At 71.1% G+C, this 18,776-nt stretch carries 19 protein-coding genes; 8 read left to right on the top strand and 11 right to left on the bottom strand.

Annotation, left to right across the window (positions count from 1 at the left end; genetic code table 11):
* The first annotated feature begins 76 nt into the window (after positions 1 to 76).
* Entirely contained in the window at positions 77 to 655 is a 579-nt protein-coding gene (locus tag LTT61_RS02455) for a TetR/AcrR family transcriptional regulator (protein ID WP_233018282.1), read from the top strand.
* A gap of 3 nt (positions 656 to 658) precedes the next feature.
* On the opposite strand, the gene LTT61_RS02450 is transcribed toward LTT61_RS02455, so the two are convergent.
* The 3 genes from LTT61_RS02450 to LTT61_RS02440 all read right to left on the bottom strand — a co-directional run bounded on the left by LTT61_RS02450 (position 659) and on the right by LTT61_RS02440 (position 2,666).
* On the bottom strand, positions 659 to 1,285 hold the full coding sequence (locus LTT61_RS02450) for a TetR/AcrR family transcriptional regulator (protein WP_233018281.1): 627 nt from the start codon (positions 1,283 to 1,285) through the stop codon (positions 659 to 661).
* Between the two features lie 10 nt (positions 1,286 to 1,295).
* Complete coding sequence (locus LTT61_RS02445; protein ID WP_233018280.1) at positions 1,296 to 1,796, bottom strand: DUF1772 domain-containing protein; 501 nt, start codon at positions 1,794 to 1,796, stop codon at positions 1,296 to 1,298.
* A gap of 87 nt (positions 1,797 to 1,883) precedes the next feature.
* On the bottom strand, positions 1,884 to 2,666 hold the full coding sequence (locus LTT61_RS02440; protein WP_233018279.1) for an MBL fold metallo-hydrolase: 783 nt from the start codon (positions 2,664 to 2,666) through the stop codon (positions 1,884 to 1,886).
* A 158-nt stretch (positions 2,667 to 2,824) separates the two neighbouring features.
* Between LTT61_RS02440 and LTT61_RS02435 the strand changes: the two genes are divergently transcribed.
* On the top strand, positions 2,825 to 3,580 hold the full coding sequence (locus LTT61_RS02435; RefSeq protein ID WP_233018278.1) for an SDR family oxidoreductase: 756 nt from the start codon (positions 2,825 to 2,827) through the stop codon (positions 3,578 to 3,580).
* A gap of 37 nt (positions 3,581 to 3,617) precedes the next feature.
* Here the strand turns inward: LTT61_RS02435 and LTT61_RS02430 are convergent, their stop codons facing one another.
* The 5 genes from LTT61_RS02430 to LTT61_RS02410 all read right to left on the bottom strand — a co-directional run bounded on the left by LTT61_RS02430 (position 3,618) and on the right by LTT61_RS02410 (position 7,896).
* A complete protein-coding gene (locus LTT61_RS02430; protein ID WP_233018277.1) occupies positions 3,618 to 4,127 on the bottom strand; it encodes an SRPBCC family protein in 510 nt (169 codons plus the stop codon).
* Positions 4,128 to 4,182: 55 nt separating this feature from the next.
* Positions 4,183 to 5,385 (bottom strand): PrsW family intramembrane metalloprotease, encoded by a 1,203-nt coding sequence (locus tag LTT61_RS02425; RefSeq protein WP_233018276.1) that lies wholly within the window; start codon positions 5,383 to 5,385, stop codon positions 4,183 to 4,185.
* A gap of 5 nt (positions 5,386 to 5,390) precedes the next feature.
* A complete protein-coding gene (locus LTT61_RS02420) occupies positions 5,391 to 6,056 on the bottom strand; it encodes a hypothetical protein (RefSeq protein ID WP_233018275.1) in 666 nt (221 codons plus the stop codon).
* Between the two features lie 68 nt (positions 6,057 to 6,124).
* The gene (locus tag LTT61_RS02415) at positions 6,125 to 7,315 is read right to left on the bottom strand and encodes an NADH:flavin oxidoreductase (protein ID WP_233018274.1); all 1,191 of its coding nucleotides are present in this window, start codon (positions 7,313 to 7,315) and stop codon (positions 6,125 to 6,127) included.
* Positions 7,312 to 7,896, bottom strand: a complete 585-nt coding sequence (locus LTT61_RS02410) for a TetR/AcrR family transcriptional regulator (RefSeq protein ID WP_233018273.1) — start codon at positions 7,894 to 7,896, stop codon at positions 7,312 to 7,314. Before LTT61_RS02410 ends, LTT61_RS02415 begins: the two co-directional genes overlap by 4 nt.
* Positions 7,897 to 7,999: 103 nt before the next feature.
* Between LTT61_RS02410 and LTT61_RS02405 the strand changes: the two genes are divergently transcribed.
* Positions 8,000 to 8,629: a TetR/AcrR family transcriptional regulator gene (locus LTT61_RS02405; protein WP_233018272.1), complete on the top strand. Its 630-nt coding sequence runs from the start codon at positions 8,000 to 8,002 to the stop codon at positions 8,627 to 8,629.
* Positions 8,630 to 8,763: 134 nt separating this feature from the next.
* On the opposite strand, the gene LTT61_RS02400 is transcribed toward LTT61_RS02405, so the two are convergent.
* Positions 8,764 to 9,603: an LppX_LprAFG lipoprotein gene (locus tag LTT61_RS02400; RefSeq protein WP_233018271.1), complete on the bottom strand. Its 840-nt coding sequence runs from the start codon at positions 9,601 to 9,603 to the stop codon at positions 8,764 to 8,766.
* Between the two features lie 427 nt (positions 9,604 to 10,030).
* Between LTT61_RS02400 and LTT61_RS02395 the strand changes: the two genes are divergently transcribed.
* The 3 genes from LTT61_RS02395 (at position 10,031) to LTT61_RS02385 (ending at position 14,647) form a co-directional block, all read left to right on the top strand.
* On the top strand, positions 10,031 to 11,494 hold the full coding sequence (locus LTT61_RS02395) for a fatty acid desaturase (RefSeq protein ID WP_233018270.1): 1,464 nt from the start codon (positions 10,031 to 10,033) through the stop codon (positions 11,492 to 11,494).
* Positions 11,495 to 11,624: 130 nt separating this feature from the next.
* Entirely contained in the window at positions 11,625 to 12,749 is a 1,125-nt protein-coding gene (locus tag LTT61_RS02390; protein WP_233021305.1) for a type III polyketide synthase, read from the top strand.
* Positions 12,750 to 12,784: 35 nt separating this feature from the next.
* Positions 12,785 to 14,647 (top strand): ATP-binding cassette domain-containing protein, encoded by a 1,863-nt coding sequence (locus tag LTT61_RS02385; RefSeq protein WP_233018269.1) that lies wholly within the window; start codon positions 12,785 to 12,787, stop codon positions 14,645 to 14,647.
* A gap of 45 nt (positions 14,648 to 14,692) precedes the next feature.
* On the opposite strand, the gene LTT61_RS02380 is transcribed toward LTT61_RS02385, so the two are convergent.
* On the bottom strand, positions 14,693 to 15,322 hold the full coding sequence (locus tag LTT61_RS02380; protein WP_233018268.1) for a DUF4097 domain-containing protein: 630 nt from the start codon (positions 15,320 to 15,322) through the stop codon (positions 14,693 to 14,695).
* A 28-nt stretch (positions 15,323 to 15,350) separates the two neighbouring features.
* The gene (locus LTT61_RS02375; protein WP_233018267.1) at positions 15,351 to 16,127 is read right to left on the bottom strand and encodes an alpha/beta fold hydrolase; all 777 of its coding nucleotides are present in this window, start codon (positions 16,125 to 16,127) and stop codon (positions 15,351 to 15,353) included.
* A 102-nt stretch (positions 16,128 to 16,229) separates the two neighbouring features.
* Between LTT61_RS02375 and LTT61_RS02370 the strand changes: the two genes are divergently transcribed.
* The gene (locus LTT61_RS02370; protein ID WP_233018266.1) at positions 16,230 to 17,162 is read left to right on the top strand and encodes a DUF5996 family protein; all 933 of its coding nucleotides are present in this window, start codon (positions 16,230 to 16,232) and stop codon (positions 17,160 to 17,162) included.
* A 327-nt stretch (positions 17,163 to 17,489) separates the two neighbouring features.
* Positions 17,490 to 18,761, top strand: coding sequence for an aminotransferase class I/II-fold pyridoxal phosphate-dependent enzyme (locus LTT61_RS02365; RefSeq protein WP_233018265.1), 1,272 nt, complete (start codon positions 17,490 to 17,492; stop codon positions 18,759 to 18,761).
* Positions 18,762 to 18,776: the final 15 nt, after the last annotated feature.

Here is an 18,776-nt window from a genome sequence, read left to right as displayed (position 1 = left end):
CGGGCTCCGTTTCGAGGGACTTCTGTTAGTATGAGACTAAATTGATTTGTGTCAAGGCCAAAGGGAAGCAGGTGCGATGACGCGCCGATACGAGATGACGGCGAGGGCGAAGGCGCGCGAACAGACCAGGGAGGCCATCCTGGACGCGGCGATCCAGCTGTTCGTGGATGCCTGGTACGACGAGGTGACGATCGCGGACATCGCTGCCGCGGCCGGGGTTTCGTCGCAGACGGTGGTCAACCACTTCGGCAGCAAGATCGGGCTGTACCTGGCCGGGCTGGCCGAGCGGTTCGCGCCGGCGATCAAGGCCGGGCGCTCCGCGGCGGTGCCGGGCGACGTGGAATCCATCGTGCGCACCGCGGTGCGCGACTACGAGCAGACCGGCGAGGGCACCTGGCGGCTGCTCGCGCTCGCCGAGCGGATGCCGGAGCTGCTGCCGATCATCGAGGACGGGCACCGCTCGCACCGGGACTGGGTGGAGACGGTCTTCGCCGCCGAGATCGCGCGCCGCCCGCACGAGCAGGATCGGTTCGGCGATCTGCTCGTCGTCGTGCTGAACGTCGGCACCTGGCGCAGCCTGCGGCACGAGCAGGGGCTGAGCCAGGAGGCCACCGTCGAGTACCTGATCACGCTGGTCGGCGCGCTGCTGAAGTGAGGCTCAGCGCGAGTGCTCCAGGTAGGCGACGATGGCGGCGGTGAAGCCGCGGCGCGCCTCGTCCAGGTCGGCGTAGGTGCCGAGCTGCTTCTCCGAGACGATGCCGCGCATGGCGCCCGGCAGGAACGAGGCCACCTCGCGCACCCGCTCCGGGTCCACGTCGAGATCGGCGAAGGCTTTCTGACAGGCGGCGTTCCAGCCGGCCCGCCAGGAGACGAGCTCGGCCGCGGTCCGCGGGTAGAGCCGCTCCAGCTCGGCCGGGTCGCGCGGGAGCGCGGCGCGCAGCGTCTCGATGGCGCGCGAATCGGTGCCGGTCAGGCCGTGGTAGAGCGTGTCGACGGTGGCGGCGACCCGCTCCCGGAGCGAGCCGCCGGGCGCCAGCCCCACCGGGAGCTCGCCGCGCCGCTCGGCGGTGCGGTGCAGCACCGCCGCCCACAGCCCGTCGATATCGCCGAACTGGTACTTCACCGCACCCCAGGTGACTCCGATGTCCTTGGCGATCCGGTTGGCCGAGACCGAGCCGGGATCGCCGGACGCCAGCGAGCTGAGCGCGGCCTCGAGCATGGACTCGCGGGTCGCCGCGCCGCGGCGGTTGGTGCGCCTGCTGCTGCTCGGGGCCGTTCCGGTCATTTCCGCGATGCTAATCGGCGATCGGCCGCGCACGGTCGCCGGACAGCGAGAGCGCGCGCAGCGCGCAGAGCCAGCCCACCCCGCCGAGCGCCATCCGGGCGTAGTTCGCCGATGTCCACAGCTCGACGAAGGAGGCGGTGCGATCGGCATCCCAGTCCGCGCCGTCGCGCTGGAAGAGCACCATCTGCGGTACGAACCAGCCGTAGCTGACCAGGGCGTAGGTGGTCATGAGCAGGGCGGCGGCCAGCCACCAGCGCCGCATCGGGCCCGGTGCCCGCCAGGCGAGGCCGATGTTCACCAGGGCCAGCAGCGCGACCAGCGGCGAGACGAAGGGCCAGAACGCCTTCCCCGCCCGCTCGAAGCCGGAATCGGTCATGGCGGCGAGCGTGTCCGCCGGCGGCACCTGCTCCCACAGGTGCACCACGATGACCTTCTCGTACCAGCCCGCCCCGAACTGGATACCGACGAAGATCACCAAGAGCCAGAGTGCGATGGCGCGTGCGCGTGTCATACCGAAAACGCTAGGCCGCGCGCGCGAGCGGGGAATCCGGGCGCTACCCGGAGCCCGACCCCGAAATATCCCCCGAGAAGCGAACTTTCAGACGAGCGAACCGGCCAGCAGCGAGGCGTCGTGCGCGCAGACGATCCGCAGGTCGGGTTCGCCGCGCTGGTAGAGCTCGGCGAGCCGGGCGTGGTTCTCCCGAACCCGGTGCCGGTCGTAGGCGACCCACGACTCCATGATCGACAGCGGGAACGGGACCTTCGAGCGGCCGTCCAGCGTGGCCGGGTGGTAGAAGGCGTCACCGGCGTGCAGGATCCAGCGACGCCCGGCGTCCACCGCGACGCAGGCGTGCCCGCGGGTGTGCCCGGGCAGGGCGATGAGCACGATGCCCGGCGCGATCTCGGTGAGCTCGCGGGCCGCGGCGAAGCCGCGCCACGGCTCGCCCGCCGGGTTGTGCTGCACGAATTTCGGGCCGTGCGCCCACTGCGCGGCGCGGAAGCGCATGCGCTCGCGCGAGGTCGGCTCGGTGACGGCGCCGCGCAGCTCCGCCGAGGTCAGGTGCACCTGGGCGTGCGGGAAGTCGGCGAGCCCGCCGATGTGGTCGGCGTCCAGGTGGGTGAGCACGATGTGGCGCACGTCGTCGCGCTTGAAACCGAGCCGCTCCACCTGCCGCGCGGCCGTCTCGTTCGGCTCCAGCAAGGGCCGTAGCAGGTGCCGCACCGGACCGATCCTGGCGCCCGGATCGACGATGTCGCGCAGGCCGAAGCCGGTGTCGACCAGCACCAGCGAGCCGGGTGCCTCGACCAGCAGGACATGACAGACCAGGTCGGCCGTCGCGGGGGGATGCATGCTGCCACAGTTCAGGTGGTGGACTTTCACGGGCGCGTTCCGTCGTCGAAGGGGAAGGGGGAGTCCGCCTCGGCCACGACGGCGGACACCGACAACCTACGGAATGCCGGGCGTTTGCGCGCCCGGTTGTCACACATCCGTTCGCCGTGTCGTCACCCCTCGACAGCCACGAAGCGAAGGAGCACGACATGCGGGTAGCGGTACTGGGGGCAGGCGGACTGATCGGCGCGGCCGTGGCCGAGGTGCTCACCGGCCGCGGGCACGAGGTGATCGCGCTGACCCGGACGTCCGGGGTGGACGCCTACACCGGCGCCGGGCTGGACGCGGCGCTGGTCGGAGTCGACGCGATCGTCGACGCGGTGAACTCGCCGCTGCAGGAGACCGAGGCGGTGCGCGAGTTCTTCGGCACCGTCGCGCGGCGGGTGCGGGCCGCCGCGGCGCGCACCGGGGTGCGGCACATCGTGCTGCTCTCGATCATCGGCATCGACGACACCACCGCCGGGCACTACGCGGGCAAGCTCGCCCAGGAACACGCCTACCTGGAAGGCGCGGTGCCGGTGCGGATTCTGCGCGCCGCCCAGTTCCACGAATTCACCGAGATGATGCTGAACTGGACCACCGTCGGCGACACCGCCACCGTGCCGCGGATGCGCACCCAGCTGGTGAGCGCGCGGACCGTCGCCGAGCGGCTCGCCGATCTCGCGCTCGCCGCCGAGGCGCCCGCGCGGCTCGAGCTGGCGGGGCCGGAGCCGCTGGAGCTGGTGACCGCGGTGCGGGCACTGGCCGAGCGGCGCGGCGCACCCGCGCACGTGCTGGAGTCCGCCGACGACACCGCGCCGGACGCCGCGCTGCAGGCGGACGGCGGGCTGCTGCCCGGCCCCGCGGCCGAGCTGGCCGGCCCCACCTTCGCCAGCTGGCTGGACCGGCGGCACCCGGCCGGCTGACCGACCGGTCGCCATGTTGGCCCGTCCGGCCAATCGGTCAGCCGACCTGCTCGGACTCCAGGACCTCTTTGAGCCGGGTCAGGGTGCGCCGGATATTGCCCCGCTGGAATTCGGCGAAGCCGCGCTTGCCGGTGACGAGGCGGTCGAAGACCGACGCGACCGCGTCCGGCCACTTCGCCCGGTCGTCGGTCCAGGTCTCGGTGACCCGGGTGCCGCCGTCGACCGGCTCGAAGCGGTACTCCCAGGTGGCCACCGCCACCCGGAGCGCGGGCTTGCGCAGGCCCCAGCGCCGCACGTGGAAGGCGAAGCGGCTGCCCGGCTCGGCGGCGGTCACCACGCAGCCGGTGTGCCAGCGCATGCCCCCGCGCACATTGGCGCCGACGAAGGTGTCGCCGGCCCGGGCCGGGCGGCCGGGGGCGTCGAGCACGGCGCCGGTGTTCTCCGGGCTCCAGCGCCCCATGCGGGTGACGTCGGCGATGTTGTCGTACGCGGTCGCCGGGTCGACGGCGATCACGATGCTGTCGGTGATCTGCATGGTTCGGGCCATCTGCCGAACTCTACGCACGCGAGCGGCCGCGATCCGCCCGCTGTGGTGGCGGCTGTCAGAGCCGCACCGGAAGCAGCGCGTCGCTCGGCGGCCTGCCCTCGCGCAGCCGCGCCACCTCCGCGCGGGCGAACTCCACCCGCGGTGCCGCGGCGCCGTGCTCCGCCGCGAGCGCATCGGCGAGGTCGTCCACCGCGTCCAGGACGTGACCCTGCCGTGCGCGCCCCGCCCGGGTGCCACCGGACCGCCGGAACGCGCGGCGCGCACGGGCGTTGCCGCACGCGGCGAGCGCCTCCTCCGAGGTGACCGCACCGGCCGCAACCTCGGGCGCCAGGATCTCGGCGAGGAACTCGCGCTCCCGGGGGACGGTCAGCACGAATACCCGGATTGCGATCGCCACCGCCACGGCCATCATTCCCAGGATGAGGGCCCACGCCGCCACGGCGCTGCCGCCCGCCGCGTTGCCCATCGAGTCCCACAGCCCGTGCAGCAGCATGGCGATGCCCATCAGCAGCAGCCCGCGCCCGGCCCGGCGCGGCTCGGCCGGACGCCCGAGCAGATAGACCAGCCCGGCGCAGAACAGCGCGGTGTAGACCAGATGTCCGGCGGCGCCGGTGGCCACCCGCACGATCACCGTGCTCAGCGAGGCCTCCACCTGGTTGGCGCCGAACTGCGAGGCGCCCGAGTTCAATCCGTAGGCGACGTCCTCGATGATCTCGAAGCCGAGTCCGAGGAACGCGCCGAGGATCAGGCCGTCGAAGGCGGTGCGAACCAGCCGCGGCGCCAGCGCGATGAGCAGCAGCAACCCGAACCCCTTCGCCGTCTCCTCGGTGAACGGCGCGGCCAGCCCGGCCCCCCAGTCCTGGGCGAAGGGATGCCCGAAGAGCTTGCCGTAGATACTGATCAGCGCGTTGTTGGCGTAGGCGGCCATGGCCCAGGTGGCGGCGAACCCGCCCCAGCAGAACGCCACCACCAGGATCTTCGTCGGCTGGCGGGCGTAGCGATCGACGTGGTGGGTGAACCACCAGAGCAGGGCGCCGTAGACCGCGAACACCGCCGCGGTCACCAGGATCGCCTGGCTGTAGGCCCCGTAGGTGTTGCCGATCCGGCTCGCGAACAGCAGCGCTCCGGAGGCGGTGAGCAGCGCGTAGACCCAGAACGCGAGGTTGCGCGGCTGGTAGAGGGTGAAGGAGCGGCCCCAGCCGGACTGCTCGATCGCGAGGAAGCGAGCGTGCTCGAGGTCGCTGGTCGATGTGGTCATCACGCTCACCGCTCTCCGGTCCGGCCGAGCCCGGCGATCATCGCGCCGACCTCGGTGCGAATGTCCTGGTCCGCCCCGGCGGGGCCGATCGCCACGACCTCCACCCCGATGCCGTCGAAGACGAACGCGGCGAGCACACCGTCCAGCTGCGCCGTCGTGTACCTGGTGCTGACCCCGGTCGCGCCGCGATCGGTGCTGACCGGGGCGGGATCGCCGGTCGCCGTCAGCCCGCGGCCGCCGGAGAGCGCGGCGTCGGTGCGCTCGATCTGGTCGAGCAGGGCGTTCGCGTCACCGTTGAAATCACCGGTCTGCACGCTGAACCGGGTGCCGCCGCTGGCCAGTACCGCCACCGTCGGGTAGCCCCTGCCGCTGGGTTCGTCGCCGGCCCGCTCCCCGTCGACCAGCGCCCAGCCGGGTGCGGCCGGGAAGGTGATCCCGCCGTCCAGCGCGATCACGTCGCCCGCGGCGGTCACATCGTCGTCCGCGATGGCGTCGTCCAGCCGTGGAAGCAGCACGCCCTGCAGAAACGCCAGCGCGAGCACCACCAGCGCGGGCAGCAGCGTCCGCCGGTCCATCCCGAACCAGCGCCGGTCGACCGGGACCCAGCGCTCGCCGGGGTCGAAGTACGAGGTCGGATCGGCCGTTCCCGGCTCCCTGGCATGCGTCCCCACAGGACCTCCACTTCGGTATCGCCGAAACGATAACCCGGAGATTGCTCGGGGGCGAACGGGGACCGGTCTCAGCCGGGAACTTCAGCCACCGGCTCGTCCGGGCGGGCCAGCACGCAGCGGGTGCGGTGGAAGATCGTCGTCATGCAGACGTTGCAGTGCGTGCAGAGCGACTCGGTCGCCGGGTCGGCGCGCAGCCGGTGCAGCAGGTCGGGCTCGCGCAGCAGACCCCTGGCCATGGCGACGAATTCGAAGCCCCTCGCCATCGCCAGGTCCATGGTCGCCCTGGTGGTGATGCCGCCGAGCAGCATGAGCGGCATGCTCAGCTCGCGGCGGAACTGCTGCGCCAGGTCGAGCAGGTAGGCCTCGCGGTAGGGGTACTCGCGCAGGAAGAAGCGGCTGCCCGCCCGCAACCCCCAGCTCAGCGGCGGCGGAAAGACCCGGGCGAACTCCCGGTGCGGCGCGTCGCCGTGGAACAGGTACATGGGGTTCAGCAGCGAGCTGCCCACGGTCAGCTGGAGTGCGTCGAGCGCGCCGTCCGCCTCCAGCCAGCGCCCTATCTGCAGGCTCTCCGGCAGTTTCAGCCCGCCGCGCACGCCGTCGTCCATGCTCAATTTGGCGGTGACGGCCATGCCGGTGCCGACCCGCTCGCGCACCGCGGTGGCGATCTCCCTGGCGAAGCGGGCCCGGTTCTCCAGCGCGCCGCCGTACTCGTCGCGGCGATGGTTCAGCAGCGGGCTGAAGAAGGCGCTGACCAGGTAGTTGTGCCCGAAATGGAGCTCGACGGCGTCGAATCCGGCGTCCTGCGCCAGCACCGCGGCCTCGGCGTGCGCGCGGACCAGCCCGCGCACCTCGGCCGCGCTCGGGCGCCGGGTGGCGGCCATGCCGAGCGGGCTGAACAGCCGGCTCGGGGAGAGCGCGGGGGCGCGGTTCGACGCGGCGTTGGCGACCGGGCCCGCGTGGCCGAGTTGCGCGCTCACCGCGGCGCCCTCGGCGTGCACGGCGTCGGCGAGCCTGCGCAGCCCGGGCACGGCCTCCGGACGCATCCAGATCTGCCTGCGTTCGGTGCGGCCCTCCGGCGCCACCGCGCAGTAGGCGACGGTGGTCATCCCGACCCCGCCGCGCACCGGGCGCAGGTGGTACTCGATCAGGTCGTCGGTGACCAGCGCGTCCGGGGTGCGGGCCTCGAAGGTCGCGGACTTGACCACCCGGTTCCGCAACCGGACCGGCCCCAGCTGGGCCGGGGCGAACACATCGTTCATTCTTCCTCCGGAGAGAGTGCGAGCCCCGCGCTCACGAACGCGGTGAGCGCTGCCACCGCGGCGGGGGAGAGCACCCGGTCGCCGGCGAGCGGGTCGCCGAACTGGCCGAGCACGAGGTCGAAGGCGAGCAGCCAGCGCCGCTTGGCGGTGGCGGCGTCGATCCCGGGCACCAGGTCGCGCAGCAGCGCCACCCAGGGGTCGAGCCGGAACCAGGTGGCCGCCCAGCGCACCGGCCGCCTGCCGAGCACGAGGCGGGCGAGCAGGTGCAGGTAGAGCCGGCCGGTGGGGTCGGCGGCGAGCTCGGCGAGCGGCGCGATCAGCGCGGCGACCACCGCGCGCACGTCGGGGGAGCCGACGGCGAGATCGTCGAGCGTGGTCTGCCAGAGCGGGCCGAGCCTGGCCTCCAGCAACGCGGCGACCAGCGCCTCCTTGGAGCCGAAGTGGTAGTGCACGGCGGCCGGGTTCAGCCCGGCGGCGGCGCACACGGCGCGCACCGAGACCCGGTCGTACCCGGCCTCGAGCAGCAGCCGCTCGGCACTGGTGAGGATGCGTTCGCGCGTCCCGGTATCGGCTCGTCCCACGGCAGAATTAGAACACGTTTCAATCGCCGGTTCAATCACTGATTGAACTGCGGCGCCGGGACCGGGCGGAATGCCGGATCTCCCGCTCCCGCACACTGGAGCCATGAGACGACCGGCGTGGAACGGCTCGCCGCCGAGCGGCCCGGAGGAGGCGCGCGAGCGCATCCTGACCGCCGCCATGCGGTGTATCGACACGCACGGCGCACGCGGGACCAGCCTCTCCCGCGTGGCCGCGGAGCTGGGCGTGATCCGGCAGACGGTGTACCGCTACTACCCGAGTACCGAGGCGCTCTTCGCCGCGGTGGGGTACGCGGCGCAGGACAGCTTCGTCGACCGGCTGGTCGCGCACCTGGCCGGGCGCGTCGATCCGGCCGAACTCGCGGTGGAGGCGGTCGCGTTCACCGTCGAGGAGCTGCCGGGGGAGCGGTATCTGACCGCGCTGATGAACAGCGGGGAGGGAACGGCGTTCTCCCGGTACGCGCTCTCGGAGGTGGCGCTCGGCGTTTGCCGGGAGGCGTTCGCCCGCACCGACGTCGAGTGGGCGGCGCACGGCTTCACCGGCCCGGAGCTGGACGAGCTGATCGAGTTCCTCGTCCGCGTGCTGCTCTCCTTCGTCGAGGAGGGGTCCGGCGGCGAGGGGGCGCAGCGGCGCGGGGCCGAGCTCCGCACCTACCTGCGCCGCTGGGTCGCACCCGCGGTCCGTGCCGAGTTCGTGGCCGCGATCGCCGGGTAACGCGGCGGGGTGGAGTGCGAGCCGCGCGATGCCGGGTATCGGCGCCTCCGCCGCGGACATGCGAAAACCGGGTGCCCGCCGCGGATTCGCGGCGGGCACCCGGCTCGAGCTCCGACCCTACAGGCTGGTAGCTGTCAGTTCGCGGGCTTGGTGACCGTGACCGGATCGGCCCAGTCGGAGAGGGTGACGTTGATGGTTCCGTCGCCCTTCTTGATGATGGCGCGCACCAGGTTCGGCCCGTCGCCGGCGGAGGGGGCGTCGGACGGCTTGGCCGCGGCCGAGGTGCTCGGCGGCGCGACGTCGGCGATGTAGAGCGTGATCGGGAAGGTGCCGCCGCCCTCGCCGACCCGGGGCACGATCGGGTCGATGACCGAGGAGTCGATGGTGCCGCTGACCTTCACGACCGCGGTGCCCTCGACGCTCTCGCGCCCCTCGACCTTCGGGTTCTGCACCTTGGCGATCACGTTGGCCAGGCCCTTGTCCTTGTCCAGGATGATGCCCGGATCGTAGACCTTCTCCGAGGGGCCGAGGTCGGCGAACTTGCCGTCCTCCAGCTTGACCCAGATGGACTTGTCCACGACGACGAAGTCGGCGTCGATGAACGGCGCGTCCGGCTTGGTCCGCACGGTGGCGCTGCCCTGGGCGGCGCCCTGGCCCTGCGGCTGGTTGGTGACGTCCGCGTCGACCTTCTCGACCGGCAGGTTCTGGATGTTCTCGACCTCCAGCTCCAGGTGCACGGCCTGCAGGGTCTGCGTGGTGCGCGCGGACTCCTGCACGATCTGCGCGGCCTCGGGCAGCGCGCCGGTCGCGGTCGCGGCGGTGCTCGTGCCGGTGCTGGAATCGTCGCTGCCGCAACCGGTCAGGACCGCCGCGAGGAGCGAGGCCGCGACGGCGGCGGTGCCGAGGCGCACCGGGGTGAGCCTGCGGGTTGCCCGCCGGGCGACGGTGGATTCGGACGTTGTCGGGTCACTCATGGATGCCCCCAGAGAGTGCGTGGTCGCAGGCGACCGGGGTGGAGTGGCAGCAGGCGCTGCCGGGGTGGCGCAGCAGCCCCTCCGGCGGAGGAAGAGCCCTTCGCCGGCCGTGATTTCCGGTGGCCGACCCATGGCCGAACCACGGTCGGAAGCCGCTGCGGGCCGGAACGTTACCCTGTGCGCGGTCGTCTCGCATAGGGCCGCGGGCAAACGCGTCGCGACCCGGTTCCGGCTTAAGGAATCGTTCAGTGCGCTGTAGGCGAGACGACGCACCATACTGAGCATGACCACCGAGACGGACCACGTGACCTGGGATAACCTTCCGGTCCGGACCGGCGCGGAGCCGGTCCGCTCGGTGTCTGAAATCAATTCCCGGGTCCGAGCGATACGGCCCGAGACACCGCGGAACCCAGCACGAAGGACAGCGATGACCGACACCCGCCCCGCGACGGAGGAGCAGGACTTCCGTCGTCCCCCGCCGCCCGACGGGCCGCCCCCGATCTCGAACGTCTGGATCTACAACGGCCGGGCCTACGACCTCAGCGACTGGATCTCCAAGCATCCGGGCGGCGAGTTCTTCATCGGCCGGACCAAGAACCGGGACATCACCTCGATCATCGGGTCGTACCACAAAAACCCGCAGGCGGTGGAGCGGATGCTGGAGCGCTACGCGCTCGACCGCGACGCCACGCCGGAGGACATCCACCCGAAGAACAACGCGCCGGACTTCCTCTTCAAGGAGGGCTTCGACAGCTGGCGGGACACCCCGAAGTACACCTTCGGGAATTCCGACGACCTGCTGCACCGGGTGCGCGCCCGGCTCCGCGAGCCCGAACTCGCGGCCCGGATCAAGCGGATGGACACCATCTTCAACATCGTGGTCGCGGTGCTGGCGGTGGCCTACTTCGCGGTCCAGGGGCTGCGGCTCTTCGAGCCGGGCTGGATGCCGCTGCCGGTCTTCGTGATCGCCATGGTGCTGCTGCGCAGCTCGCTCGCCGGCTTCGGGCACTACGCCATCCACCGCGCGCAGAAGGGCGTGAACAAGGTCTGGGTGAACGCCTTCGACCTGAACTACGTCGCGCTCTCCTTCGTCACCGCGGACGGCCACGCGCTGCTGCACCACCCGCACACGCAGAGCGAAGTCGACATCAAGAAGAACGTCTTCACCATGATGATGCGGGTGCCTCGGCTCTACCGGATGCCGGTGCACACGCTGCACAAACTCGGGCACACGCTGACCGGCATGACGATCCGGCTGCTCGACGTCTGCCGGCTCACCCGCAAGGTGGGCGTCAAGGAGATGTACGGCTCGATGCGCGGCGCGCTGCCGCACTTCGTCGGCTCGTTCGGGGTGCGCTTCCTGCTCGTCGCCGAGCTGGTGGCCTTCACCGTCGCGGGCGACTTCCTCGCCTGGTTCCTGCAGTTCGTGATCTCGCTGTGGATCAGCACCTTCCTGGTGGTGGCCAGCCACGACTTCGAGCTGGACACCGAGGAGACGCACACCGACACCGAGGACTGGGGCATCAACCAGCTCCAGCAGGCCTACGACCTGAAGGTGGTCGGCAACCGCTACGTCGACTGCTTCCTCTCCGCCGGGCTGAGCTCGCACCGGGTGCACCACGTGCTGCCCTACCAGCGCAGCGGTTTCGCGAACATCGCGACCGAGGACGTGCTGCGCGAGGAGGCGGAGAAGTTCGGGGTGGAGTGGCTGCCCGCGAAGAGCTTCCTCACCGACCGGTTCCCGAAACAGATCCGGACATATCTGCTTTCCCGCTCCGACGAGGCGAAAGAACGCAACTGGGGGTTCGTGCGCGAGCACTGCTCGCCGTCGGCACTGAAGACCTGCGTCGTCTACACGGCCCAGGGCTTCACCGGAATCGGCACCGTCTGAGCCGCATTCCACCGTCACACATCATTGCGAAAGGTAGAGGGTCGTGTCTGTAACGATCGACGAGGGCAATCGCCCGGGGACAACCCGCCTGCGGGCGGCTGGGGAGCACGGGCACGACATCGCGACGCGGATGCTGCCGCCCGCGCCGCCGACCACGGTCGGGGTGATCGAGAGCATCGCGACCGGATCGCCGCTGCGGGTCTTCGACCAGGCGGCCGCCGCCGAGCGGGTCGCCGAGCTGTTCGGCGACGAGCGGCAGCGCACCCGGATCGCCCGGGTGTACCGGAAGACCAGGATCGACACCCGCCGGCTGGCGGTGGATCCGCTGGACCCGGAGTTCCTCGCCTACAGCCGGGAGCCGGGCACCATCCGGGAGCGGATGAACCTCTTCCACGAGCACGCGGTCCCGCTGGCCGTCGACACCGCGGGGCGGGCGCTGGCCGGGATCGAGGATCCGGCCGAGATCGGGCTGCTGATCTTCGTGACCAGCACCGGCTTCATCGCCCCCGGCGTCGACGTCGCGGTGGTCAAGCGGCTCGGGCTCGCGCCGTCGGTGGGCCGGGTGGTCGTCAACTTCATGGGCTGCGCCGCCGCGATGAACGGCATGCGCACCGCCGTCGACTACGTCCGGGCGCACCCCGACAAGAAGGCCATGCTGATCTGCATCGAGCTCAGCTCGGTGAACGCCGTCTTCGCCGACGACGTCAACGACGTGATCACGCACAGCCTCTTCGGCGACGGCTGCGGCGCGGTGGTGATCGGCGCGAGCAAGGTGCACCAGCCGCTGAGCCCCGGCAAGATCGTCATCCGGGACAGCTTCAGCCACCTGCTGGACGACGCCGAGGACGGCATCGTGCTCGGCGTCAACCACAACGGCATCACCTGCGAGCTCGCCGAGGACCTGCCGAAGTACATCTACGACGGCGTCGACCCGGTGGTCACCCGGCGCCTGGCCGAGCACGGGCTGCGCAAGTCCGACGTCGCGCTGTGGGCGATCCACCCGGGTGGCCCGAAGATCATCGAGGAGTCGGCGCGCTCGCTCGGGCTCCCGAGCGAGGCCGCCGCGGTGAGCTGGGAGGTGCTCGCCGAGCACGGCAACATGCTCAGCGTCTCGCTGATCTTCGTGCTGCAGCGGATGATCGGCCAGGCCGCCGACGACACCGCTCCCGTCGCTCCCGTCTCTACGGGGGTGGCGTTCTCCTTCGCCCCCGGCGTCACGCTCGAAGGCATGATCTTCGACATCATCCGCCGGTAATCGCACCCGCCGGCACTTCCGAAAGCACAGAAACCATGCAACTCATCAGATTCCTCATCTCGATCTCCCTGGTGCGAATCGCAGGCGTCGTCGCGGCCGGCCTCGTGGCCGGCGCGGCCAACACCTACCTGGTCACCCTCATCAACAAGGTGGTGGCGCCGGGGCCGCACCCGGACGACCTGCTCACGCGGTTCGTCCTCACCGGAGTCGTCCTGCTGGTGAGCGGCCTGATCTCGCAGATCCTGCTGATCCGGCTGGCGCAGGAGGCCATCTTCCGGCTCCGCGCCGACCTCAGCGGCGGCGTGGTCTCCGCGCCGCTCGAGCACCTGGAGCGGCTCGGCTCGCACCGGCTGCTGGCGACGCTCACCGAGGACGTGCGCTCGCTGTCGCAGGCGGTCACCGCGATCCCGGCGATCTGCGTCGACGTCGCGACCATCGTCGGCTGCTTCGTCTTCCTCGCGGTGCTCTCCGGGCCGATCTTCGCGATCAGCGTGGCGGGCACGCTGGTCGGCATCTGCTGCGTCGAGCTCTTCCTGCGCCGGGTGCGGGCCATCTACCACCGGGCGCGGGAGAACGAGGACCTGCTGCTCAGCTCGTTCCAGGCGGTCACGCTCGGGATCAAGGAGCTGAAGCTGCACCGCGGCAGGCGCCGCGACTTCATGGACCGGCACCTGCTCGGCTCGGCCCGCACGCTGCGCGACCAGAACGTGGACGCCAGCCAGAAATTCTCGGTGGCACAGGGGCTCGGGCAGTTCCTGCAGCTCGGCACGATGGCGCTGGTCCTGTTCGCCATCGCCGCCGCGCTCGACCTGCCGCGCGACGTGATGGTCGGGTACGTGCTGGTGACCACCTTCCTCGCCATGCCGATGCAGAACTTCATGCACCGGCTGCCCGACCTGGTCCGCGGTGACGTGGCGCTGGCCAAGATCCGCACCATGAACCTGTCCATGACGACGCTGCACAACGAGGAGCAGCTGCCCTACACCGAGCGTCCGGTGGTCGAATCGGCCCGGCTGGAGCTGAACAATATCGGTTACCACTACGCGAGCGAGCCGCCCGCGCCCTTCGAGGACGGGCCCGGCGCGCCGCCGCCGCACCCGGACGGCCGCCCCGGTGGAAAGCCGGGCACCCATCCCGGCGGCAGGCAGCACGGCGGCGCGCACCCCCGCGGGGCGCACCCAGGTCACCCGCATCCGGGCAGGCCGCCCGCGCTGCCGGGGCCGGATGTCAACGGCCGCCGCCGCATCGACCACGGCGGCCGGGACCACCACCCGGTGCCGATGGGCGCGCCGGTGCTGGAGCAAACCGAGACCACCGGGTTCGCGCTCGGCCCGCTCGACCTGGTCTTCGAGCCGGGGCAGATCACCTTCGTGGTGGGCGGCAACGGCAGCGGCAAGTCGACGCTGGCCAAGCTGATCACCGGGCTGTACGTGCCGCGCACCGGCTCGATCTCGCTGAACGGCGAGAAGATCGACCACGAGAACGTGGAGTGGTTCCGGCAGAACTCCTCGGCGGTGTTCACCGATTTCCACCTCTTCGAGGACTACCTCGGCTTCGACCGGCCCGGGATCGACGACGAGGTGCGGCACTACCTGGAGCAGCTGCAGATCGCGCACAAGGTGACGGTGCGGGACGGGAAGCTCTCCACGATCGCGCTCTCGCAGGGGCAGCGCAAGCGGCTCGCGCTGCTCACCGCGCTGCTGGAGGACCGCCCGATCTACCTCTTCGACGAGTGGGCCGCCGATCAGGAGCCGCGCTTCCGCGACGTCTTCTACGGCGAGATCCTGACCGAGCTGAAGCGCCGCGGCAAGACCGTCATCGTGATCACCCACGACGACCGGTACTTCGACCGCGCCGACCAGCTGGTCAAGCTCGATTTCGGCCACGTCGCCGCCTGAGCGCCGCAGAGCCCCGCGAGGATTCGCGGGGCTCTGTGGCGGTGCTCAGACCGCGACGGCGTGCCCGACGACGATCGGGCCGTAGGAGTTCCTGGCGTGCACCTCGACCAGCTCGGCGCCGGGCTCGGCCGGCTCCAGCTGGTTGCGGACCGGGCCGAAGGACTCGTGCGTCGCCAGCCGGGCCGCGCTGCCGGGGCGGATGCCGACCGCGAGCTCGCCGGTCGAGGTCTCCAGCCGGAGCACCCCGCTCGCCGCGTCCTCGACCCGGATGTCACCGCGCGCGACCACCGCGGTGACCGCGCCGCGCGGCCGCTCGATCCGGATGTCGCCGTCGGCGACGGTGAGCGCGCAGCCGTCGAAGGCGCCCGCGGTGTGCAGCCCACCCACCGCGAGGGTGGCCGTCAGCCGGGAACCGGTGGGCACCAGCACCTCGACCTCGACCGACGGGGTGCCGCCGAACGGGTTCCAGCGGCCGCGCGGCAGCCGCACGGTCAGCTCGGTGCCGGTGAACTCGACGCGGAACTGCTCGGCGGCCCGCACGTCGGTCTTGTTCGACGGGTCGGCGGGGCGGATCTCGACCACGGTGTCGGCGCGGTCGGCCGCGGTCACTGTGACGGTTCCGACGGGCACGTCGATGGTGGCGGCGATCGGGGCGGGGGTGCTGAAGACGGTCATGGTGTTTCTCCTTGTATTCGCGGGGGTGTCAGGACAGGGTGCGGACGGCGTCGGCGACGGCGCGGAAGTCCTTGCGCAGGATGTGCGAGTGGTTGCTCGCGACCTTGGCGGCGACCCGCAGGTTCGGGTTGGCGGCGAGCACCGGGGCGAGCGAGGCGCGGGCGGCCTCCATCTCCTCGGCGCCGCCGCCCAGGTTCTTGCCGGTGGCCAGCACGTAGCGCAGGGGGACGCGCACCTGCTCGAGCACCGGCGCCAGCGCGGCGTGCAGCTCGTTGGCCTCGATATTGACCTCGGCGTGCGCGGCGGCGCTCATCTTGGCGGCCAGGCCGAACGGGCGGGCCAGCGGGAGCAGCGGGCTCATCCGGGCGAACAGCCTCCGGATCCGCTCCCGCCCCTCGGCGCCGGTCAGGCCGTAGGGCAGCGCGCCGTCCACCGCGACCACGCCGCGCACCCGCTCCGGATGCCGCGCCGCGTAGTGCGCCGCGATCAGCGCGCCGAAGGACCAGCCGACCAGCACCGGGTGCTTCGCGCCGGTGGCTTCGAGCACGGCGTCGACATCGCGGAGGCAGCCGTCGAAGGAGTAGTCCGCCGACTGCTTCGAGCCGCCGCGGGCCCGCTCGTCGAAGCCGATGTGCCGGAAATCGGCGCCCAGCTCGGCGATGACCGGGCGCCAGTGTTTGCGGCCCGCGTAGGCGCCGTTCAGGTAGACGACCGCCGGGCCCGCGCCACCGGAATCCTCGACGGCCAGCGCGGTGTCGTCGACCGGGACCATGCCGGTCCAGGGTTTCGCGAGTTCGGTGCGCATCTGCTCAACTCCTATGCGTAGATGTATACGTAGGAGAACTATAAGTATAAGTGTACGTAGAAGCAAGCCTCGGGTACGGCTAATCTGTGGCAAGCTCGAGGAATGAGCGGACATTGGCCTCGGTTGCGGGTCTCGGAGTGGACGGACACCCGGGACACCCTGCACATGTGGACCCAGATCGTCGGCAAGATCCGGATGGCGCACGCGCCCCTGGTCAACCACTGGTGGGAGGTCGCGCTGTATGTCAGCCCGCGCGGGCTCACCACCTCGGCGATCCCATACGCCGACGGCGTCCTCGACCTCGAATTCGACTTCGTCGAGCACCGGTTGCTGGCGCGGACCAGCGCGGGGGAGTCCCGCGCGGTGGCGCTGGAGCCGAAGTCGGTGGCGCAGTTCTACGCGGACGTCATGGCCGCGCTCGAAGCGCTGCGGGTGCCGGTCGACATCCGGCCGGTGCCGAACGAGGTGGAGGTGGCGATCCCGTTCGCCGAGGACACCGTGCACGCCGCCTACGACGGCGACGCCGCGCAGCGGTTCTGGCGGCAGCTGATCCAGGTGGACCGGGTGTTCGGGCTGTACCGGTCGCGCTTCGTCGGCAAGTCCAGCCCGGTGCACTTCTTCTGGGGCGCCATGGATCTCGCCTGCACCCGGTTCTCCGGGCGCACCGCGCCGCCGCATCCCGGCGGCGCGCCGAACTGCGCCGACTGGGTGATGCTGGAGGGGTATTCGCGAGAGCTCGCCAGCTGCGGCTTCTGGCCGGGCGGCGGCGAGGAGGGCGCGTTCTACGCCTACGCCTACCCCGAGCCCGTCGGCTACGCCGCGCATCCGATCGGCCCGGACGCCGCCGAATACCGGAGCGATCTCGGCGAGTTCGTGCTGCCCTACGAAGCGGTCGCCGGCTCGCCGGACCCGGACGGCACGCTGCTGGAGTTCCTGGAATCGAGCTACGCGGCCGCCGCCGACCTGGCGAACTGGGATCGTGGGCTGCTCGAGGACGATCCGGAGCGGATGCGCGCGCACCTGCGCTCCGATTGACAGGCGGTGCGGGTGATTTAAGCGCTTCTTCCTGAATCAGCCGAACGCTGTGCGGCTGTTCCCGATGAACTATTTTCTCGCCGATTTCCGGCGCCGCCTGCGGGTCGGCAGGCCGCTGGTCTGAGTGGAATCAGTACCGAAGGCGCAGTGTGCGTTGCCGGTTCATGAACAGGCTGTCACCCCCGGTGAACATGGGGTGTCGCAACAACATTCGTGATATCGGCAACTGCGTTCCGCTGCCGGGTTCCGATTTGACTTCTGCGGAATAGCCAATAACTTTCTTCGCGGAAGGACCGGCATCGCCGCTGCTGCCTTCCGGCTCCGCTCGTGCACGCTCAGCCAAAGGACGATGTCACCGTGGTGATGAACCAGCTCGCCCAGCGCATGCCGGCCGCCCGGCTGTACCGGGACATCACGGCCCTGGAGGCCATCGGCAAATCGCCGTTCTACCGCACCGTCGAGTCGGCGGTGCGGGCGCGCGTCCGGATGGACGGCATCGAGCGAATCATGCTCGGCTCCAACAACTACCTCGGCCTCGCGAACCATCCCGAGGTCCGGGCGGCGGCCAGGGCGGCGATCGACGAGTTCGGCGTCGCGAGCACCGGGAGCCGCGCCGCCAACGGCAGCCTGGCGATCCATCGCGAGCTCGAAGCCGAACTCGCCGAGTGGCACGGGACCGAGGCCGCGATCACGTTCCCGACGGGGTACCAGGCCAACGTCGGAACGATCAGCGCGGTGGCCGGAGCCGGCGACCTCGTGGTCATCGACTCCGCCGCGCACGCCTCGATCCGGGACGGCGCTCGCCTGTCCGGAGCCGCCACGGCCAAGTTCCGGCACAACGACGTGGACTCGCTGCGCGAGGTGCTGGCCGGGGCCGACGATCCGTCCCGGGCCCTGGTCGTGGTCGACGGCCTGTACTCGATGGAGGGTGATCTCGCTCCGCTGCCCGCCATCGTCGAGGTCTGCGCCGAGTTCCAGGCGATGCTGATGGTCGACGAGGCGTACAGCGTCGGCATCCACGGCGACGACCGCACCGGTGCCTGCGCGCTGTTCGGCAGCACGGGCACGGTGGATATCCGCATGGGCACGTTGTCCAAGGGAATCGGCGCGATCGGCGGATTCGTCGTCGGCTCGCGCGAGCTCGTCGACTACCTGCGGACGAACGCCCGCGCGTACCTGTTCACCACCTCCGGCGTGCCCGCCGCGGCGGCGGCCGCGCTGGCCGCGATCCGGATCATCCGGTCGGCGGAGGGCGAGCGGCGCGCGCGCTCGGTGCTGACGAACAGCCTGCACCTGCGCGATGCGCTGCAGGGGCGGGGCATCCCGGTCGGCGGAGCCTCCGCGGCACCGGGTGGCGGCAGCCTGGTCGGCCCGATCGTGCCCGCCCTGGTCGGCGACGAGATGCGCATCATCGCGATCTGGAACGAGGTCTACGATCGGAACATCTACTGCGGGGTCGGCATCTTCCCCGGCGTCGCCTACGGCAAGACGCTGCTCCGGCTGCTCGTGACCGCCGACCACGAGCCCGCCGAGCTCGACCACGTGGCCGATGTCATCGCCGACGCCTTCGCGCGGTACCCCGCCGCGGCCACGGTGTGATGCGGTGGCGGCGGC

Source organism: Nocardia asteroides, from assembly GCF_021183625.1.
GTDB classification, from domain to species: domain Bacteria; phylum Actinomycetota; class Actinomycetes; order Mycobacteriales; family Mycobacteriaceae; genus Nocardia; species Nocardia asteroides_A.
The sequence above is the reverse complement of the archived record's forward strand: the minus strand, read 5'-3'. Positions and strand labels throughout refer to the sequence as shown.

Excerpts from the sequence above, each read along its gene's own strand:
- LTT61_RS02455 (WP_233018282.1), top strand. The coding sequence starts at position 77 with ATGACGCGCCGATACGAGATGACGGCGAGGGCGAAGGCGCGCGAACAG.
- LTT61_RS02450 (WP_233018281.1), bottom strand. The coding sequence starts at position 1,285 with ATGACCGGAACGGCCCCGAGCAGCAGCAGGCGCACCAACCGCCGCGGC.
- LTT61_RS02445 (WP_233018280.1), bottom strand. The coding sequence starts at position 1,796 with ATGACACGCGCACGCGCCATCGCACTCTGGCTCTTGGTGATCTTCGTC.
- LTT61_RS02435 (WP_233018278.1), top strand. The coding sequence starts at position 2,825 with ATGCGGGTAGCGGTACTGGGGGCAGGCGGACTGATCGGCGCGGCCGTG.
- LTT61_RS02430 (WP_233018277.1), bottom strand. The coding sequence starts at position 4,127 with ATGGCCCGAACCATGCAGATCACCGACAGCATCGTGATCGCCGTCGAC.
- LTT61_RS02425 (WP_233018276.1), bottom strand. The coding sequence starts at position 5,385 with ATGACCACATCGACCAGCGACCTCGAGCACGCTCGCTTCCTCGCGATC.
- LTT61_RS02415 (WP_233018274.1), bottom strand. The coding sequence starts at position 7,315 with ATGAACGATGTGTTCGCCCCGGCCCAGCTGGGGCCGGTCCGGTTGCGG.
- LTT61_RS02405 (WP_233018272.1), top strand. The coding sequence starts at position 8,000 with ATGAGACGACCGGCGTGGAACGGCTCGCCGCCGAGCGGCCCGGAGGAG.
- LTT61_RS02400 (WP_233018271.1), bottom strand. The coding sequence starts at position 9,603 with ATGAGTGACCCGACAACGTCCGAATCCACCGTCGCCCGGCGGGCAACC.
- LTT61_RS02395 (WP_233018270.1), top strand. The coding sequence starts at position 10,031 with ATGACCGACACCCGCCCCGCGACGGAGGAGCAGGACTTCCGTCGTCCC.
- LTT61_RS02390 (WP_233021305.1), top strand. The coding sequence starts at position 11,625 with ATGCTGCCGCCCGCGCCGCCGACCACGGTCGGGGTGATCGAGAGCATC.
- LTT61_RS02385 (WP_233018269.1), top strand. The coding sequence starts at position 12,785 with ATGCAACTCATCAGATTCCTCATCTCGATCTCCCTGGTGCGAATCGCA.
- LTT61_RS02380 (WP_233018268.1), bottom strand. The coding sequence starts at position 15,322 with ATGACCGTCTTCAGCACCCCCGCCCCGATCGCCGCCACCATCGACGTG.
- LTT61_RS02375 (WP_233018267.1), bottom strand. The coding sequence starts at position 16,127 with ATGCGCACCGAACTCGCGAAACCCTGGACCGGCATGGTCCCGGTCGAC.
- LTT61_RS02370 (WP_233018266.1), top strand. The coding sequence starts at position 16,230 with ATGAGCGGACATTGGCCTCGGTTGCGGGTCTCGGAGTGGACGGACACC.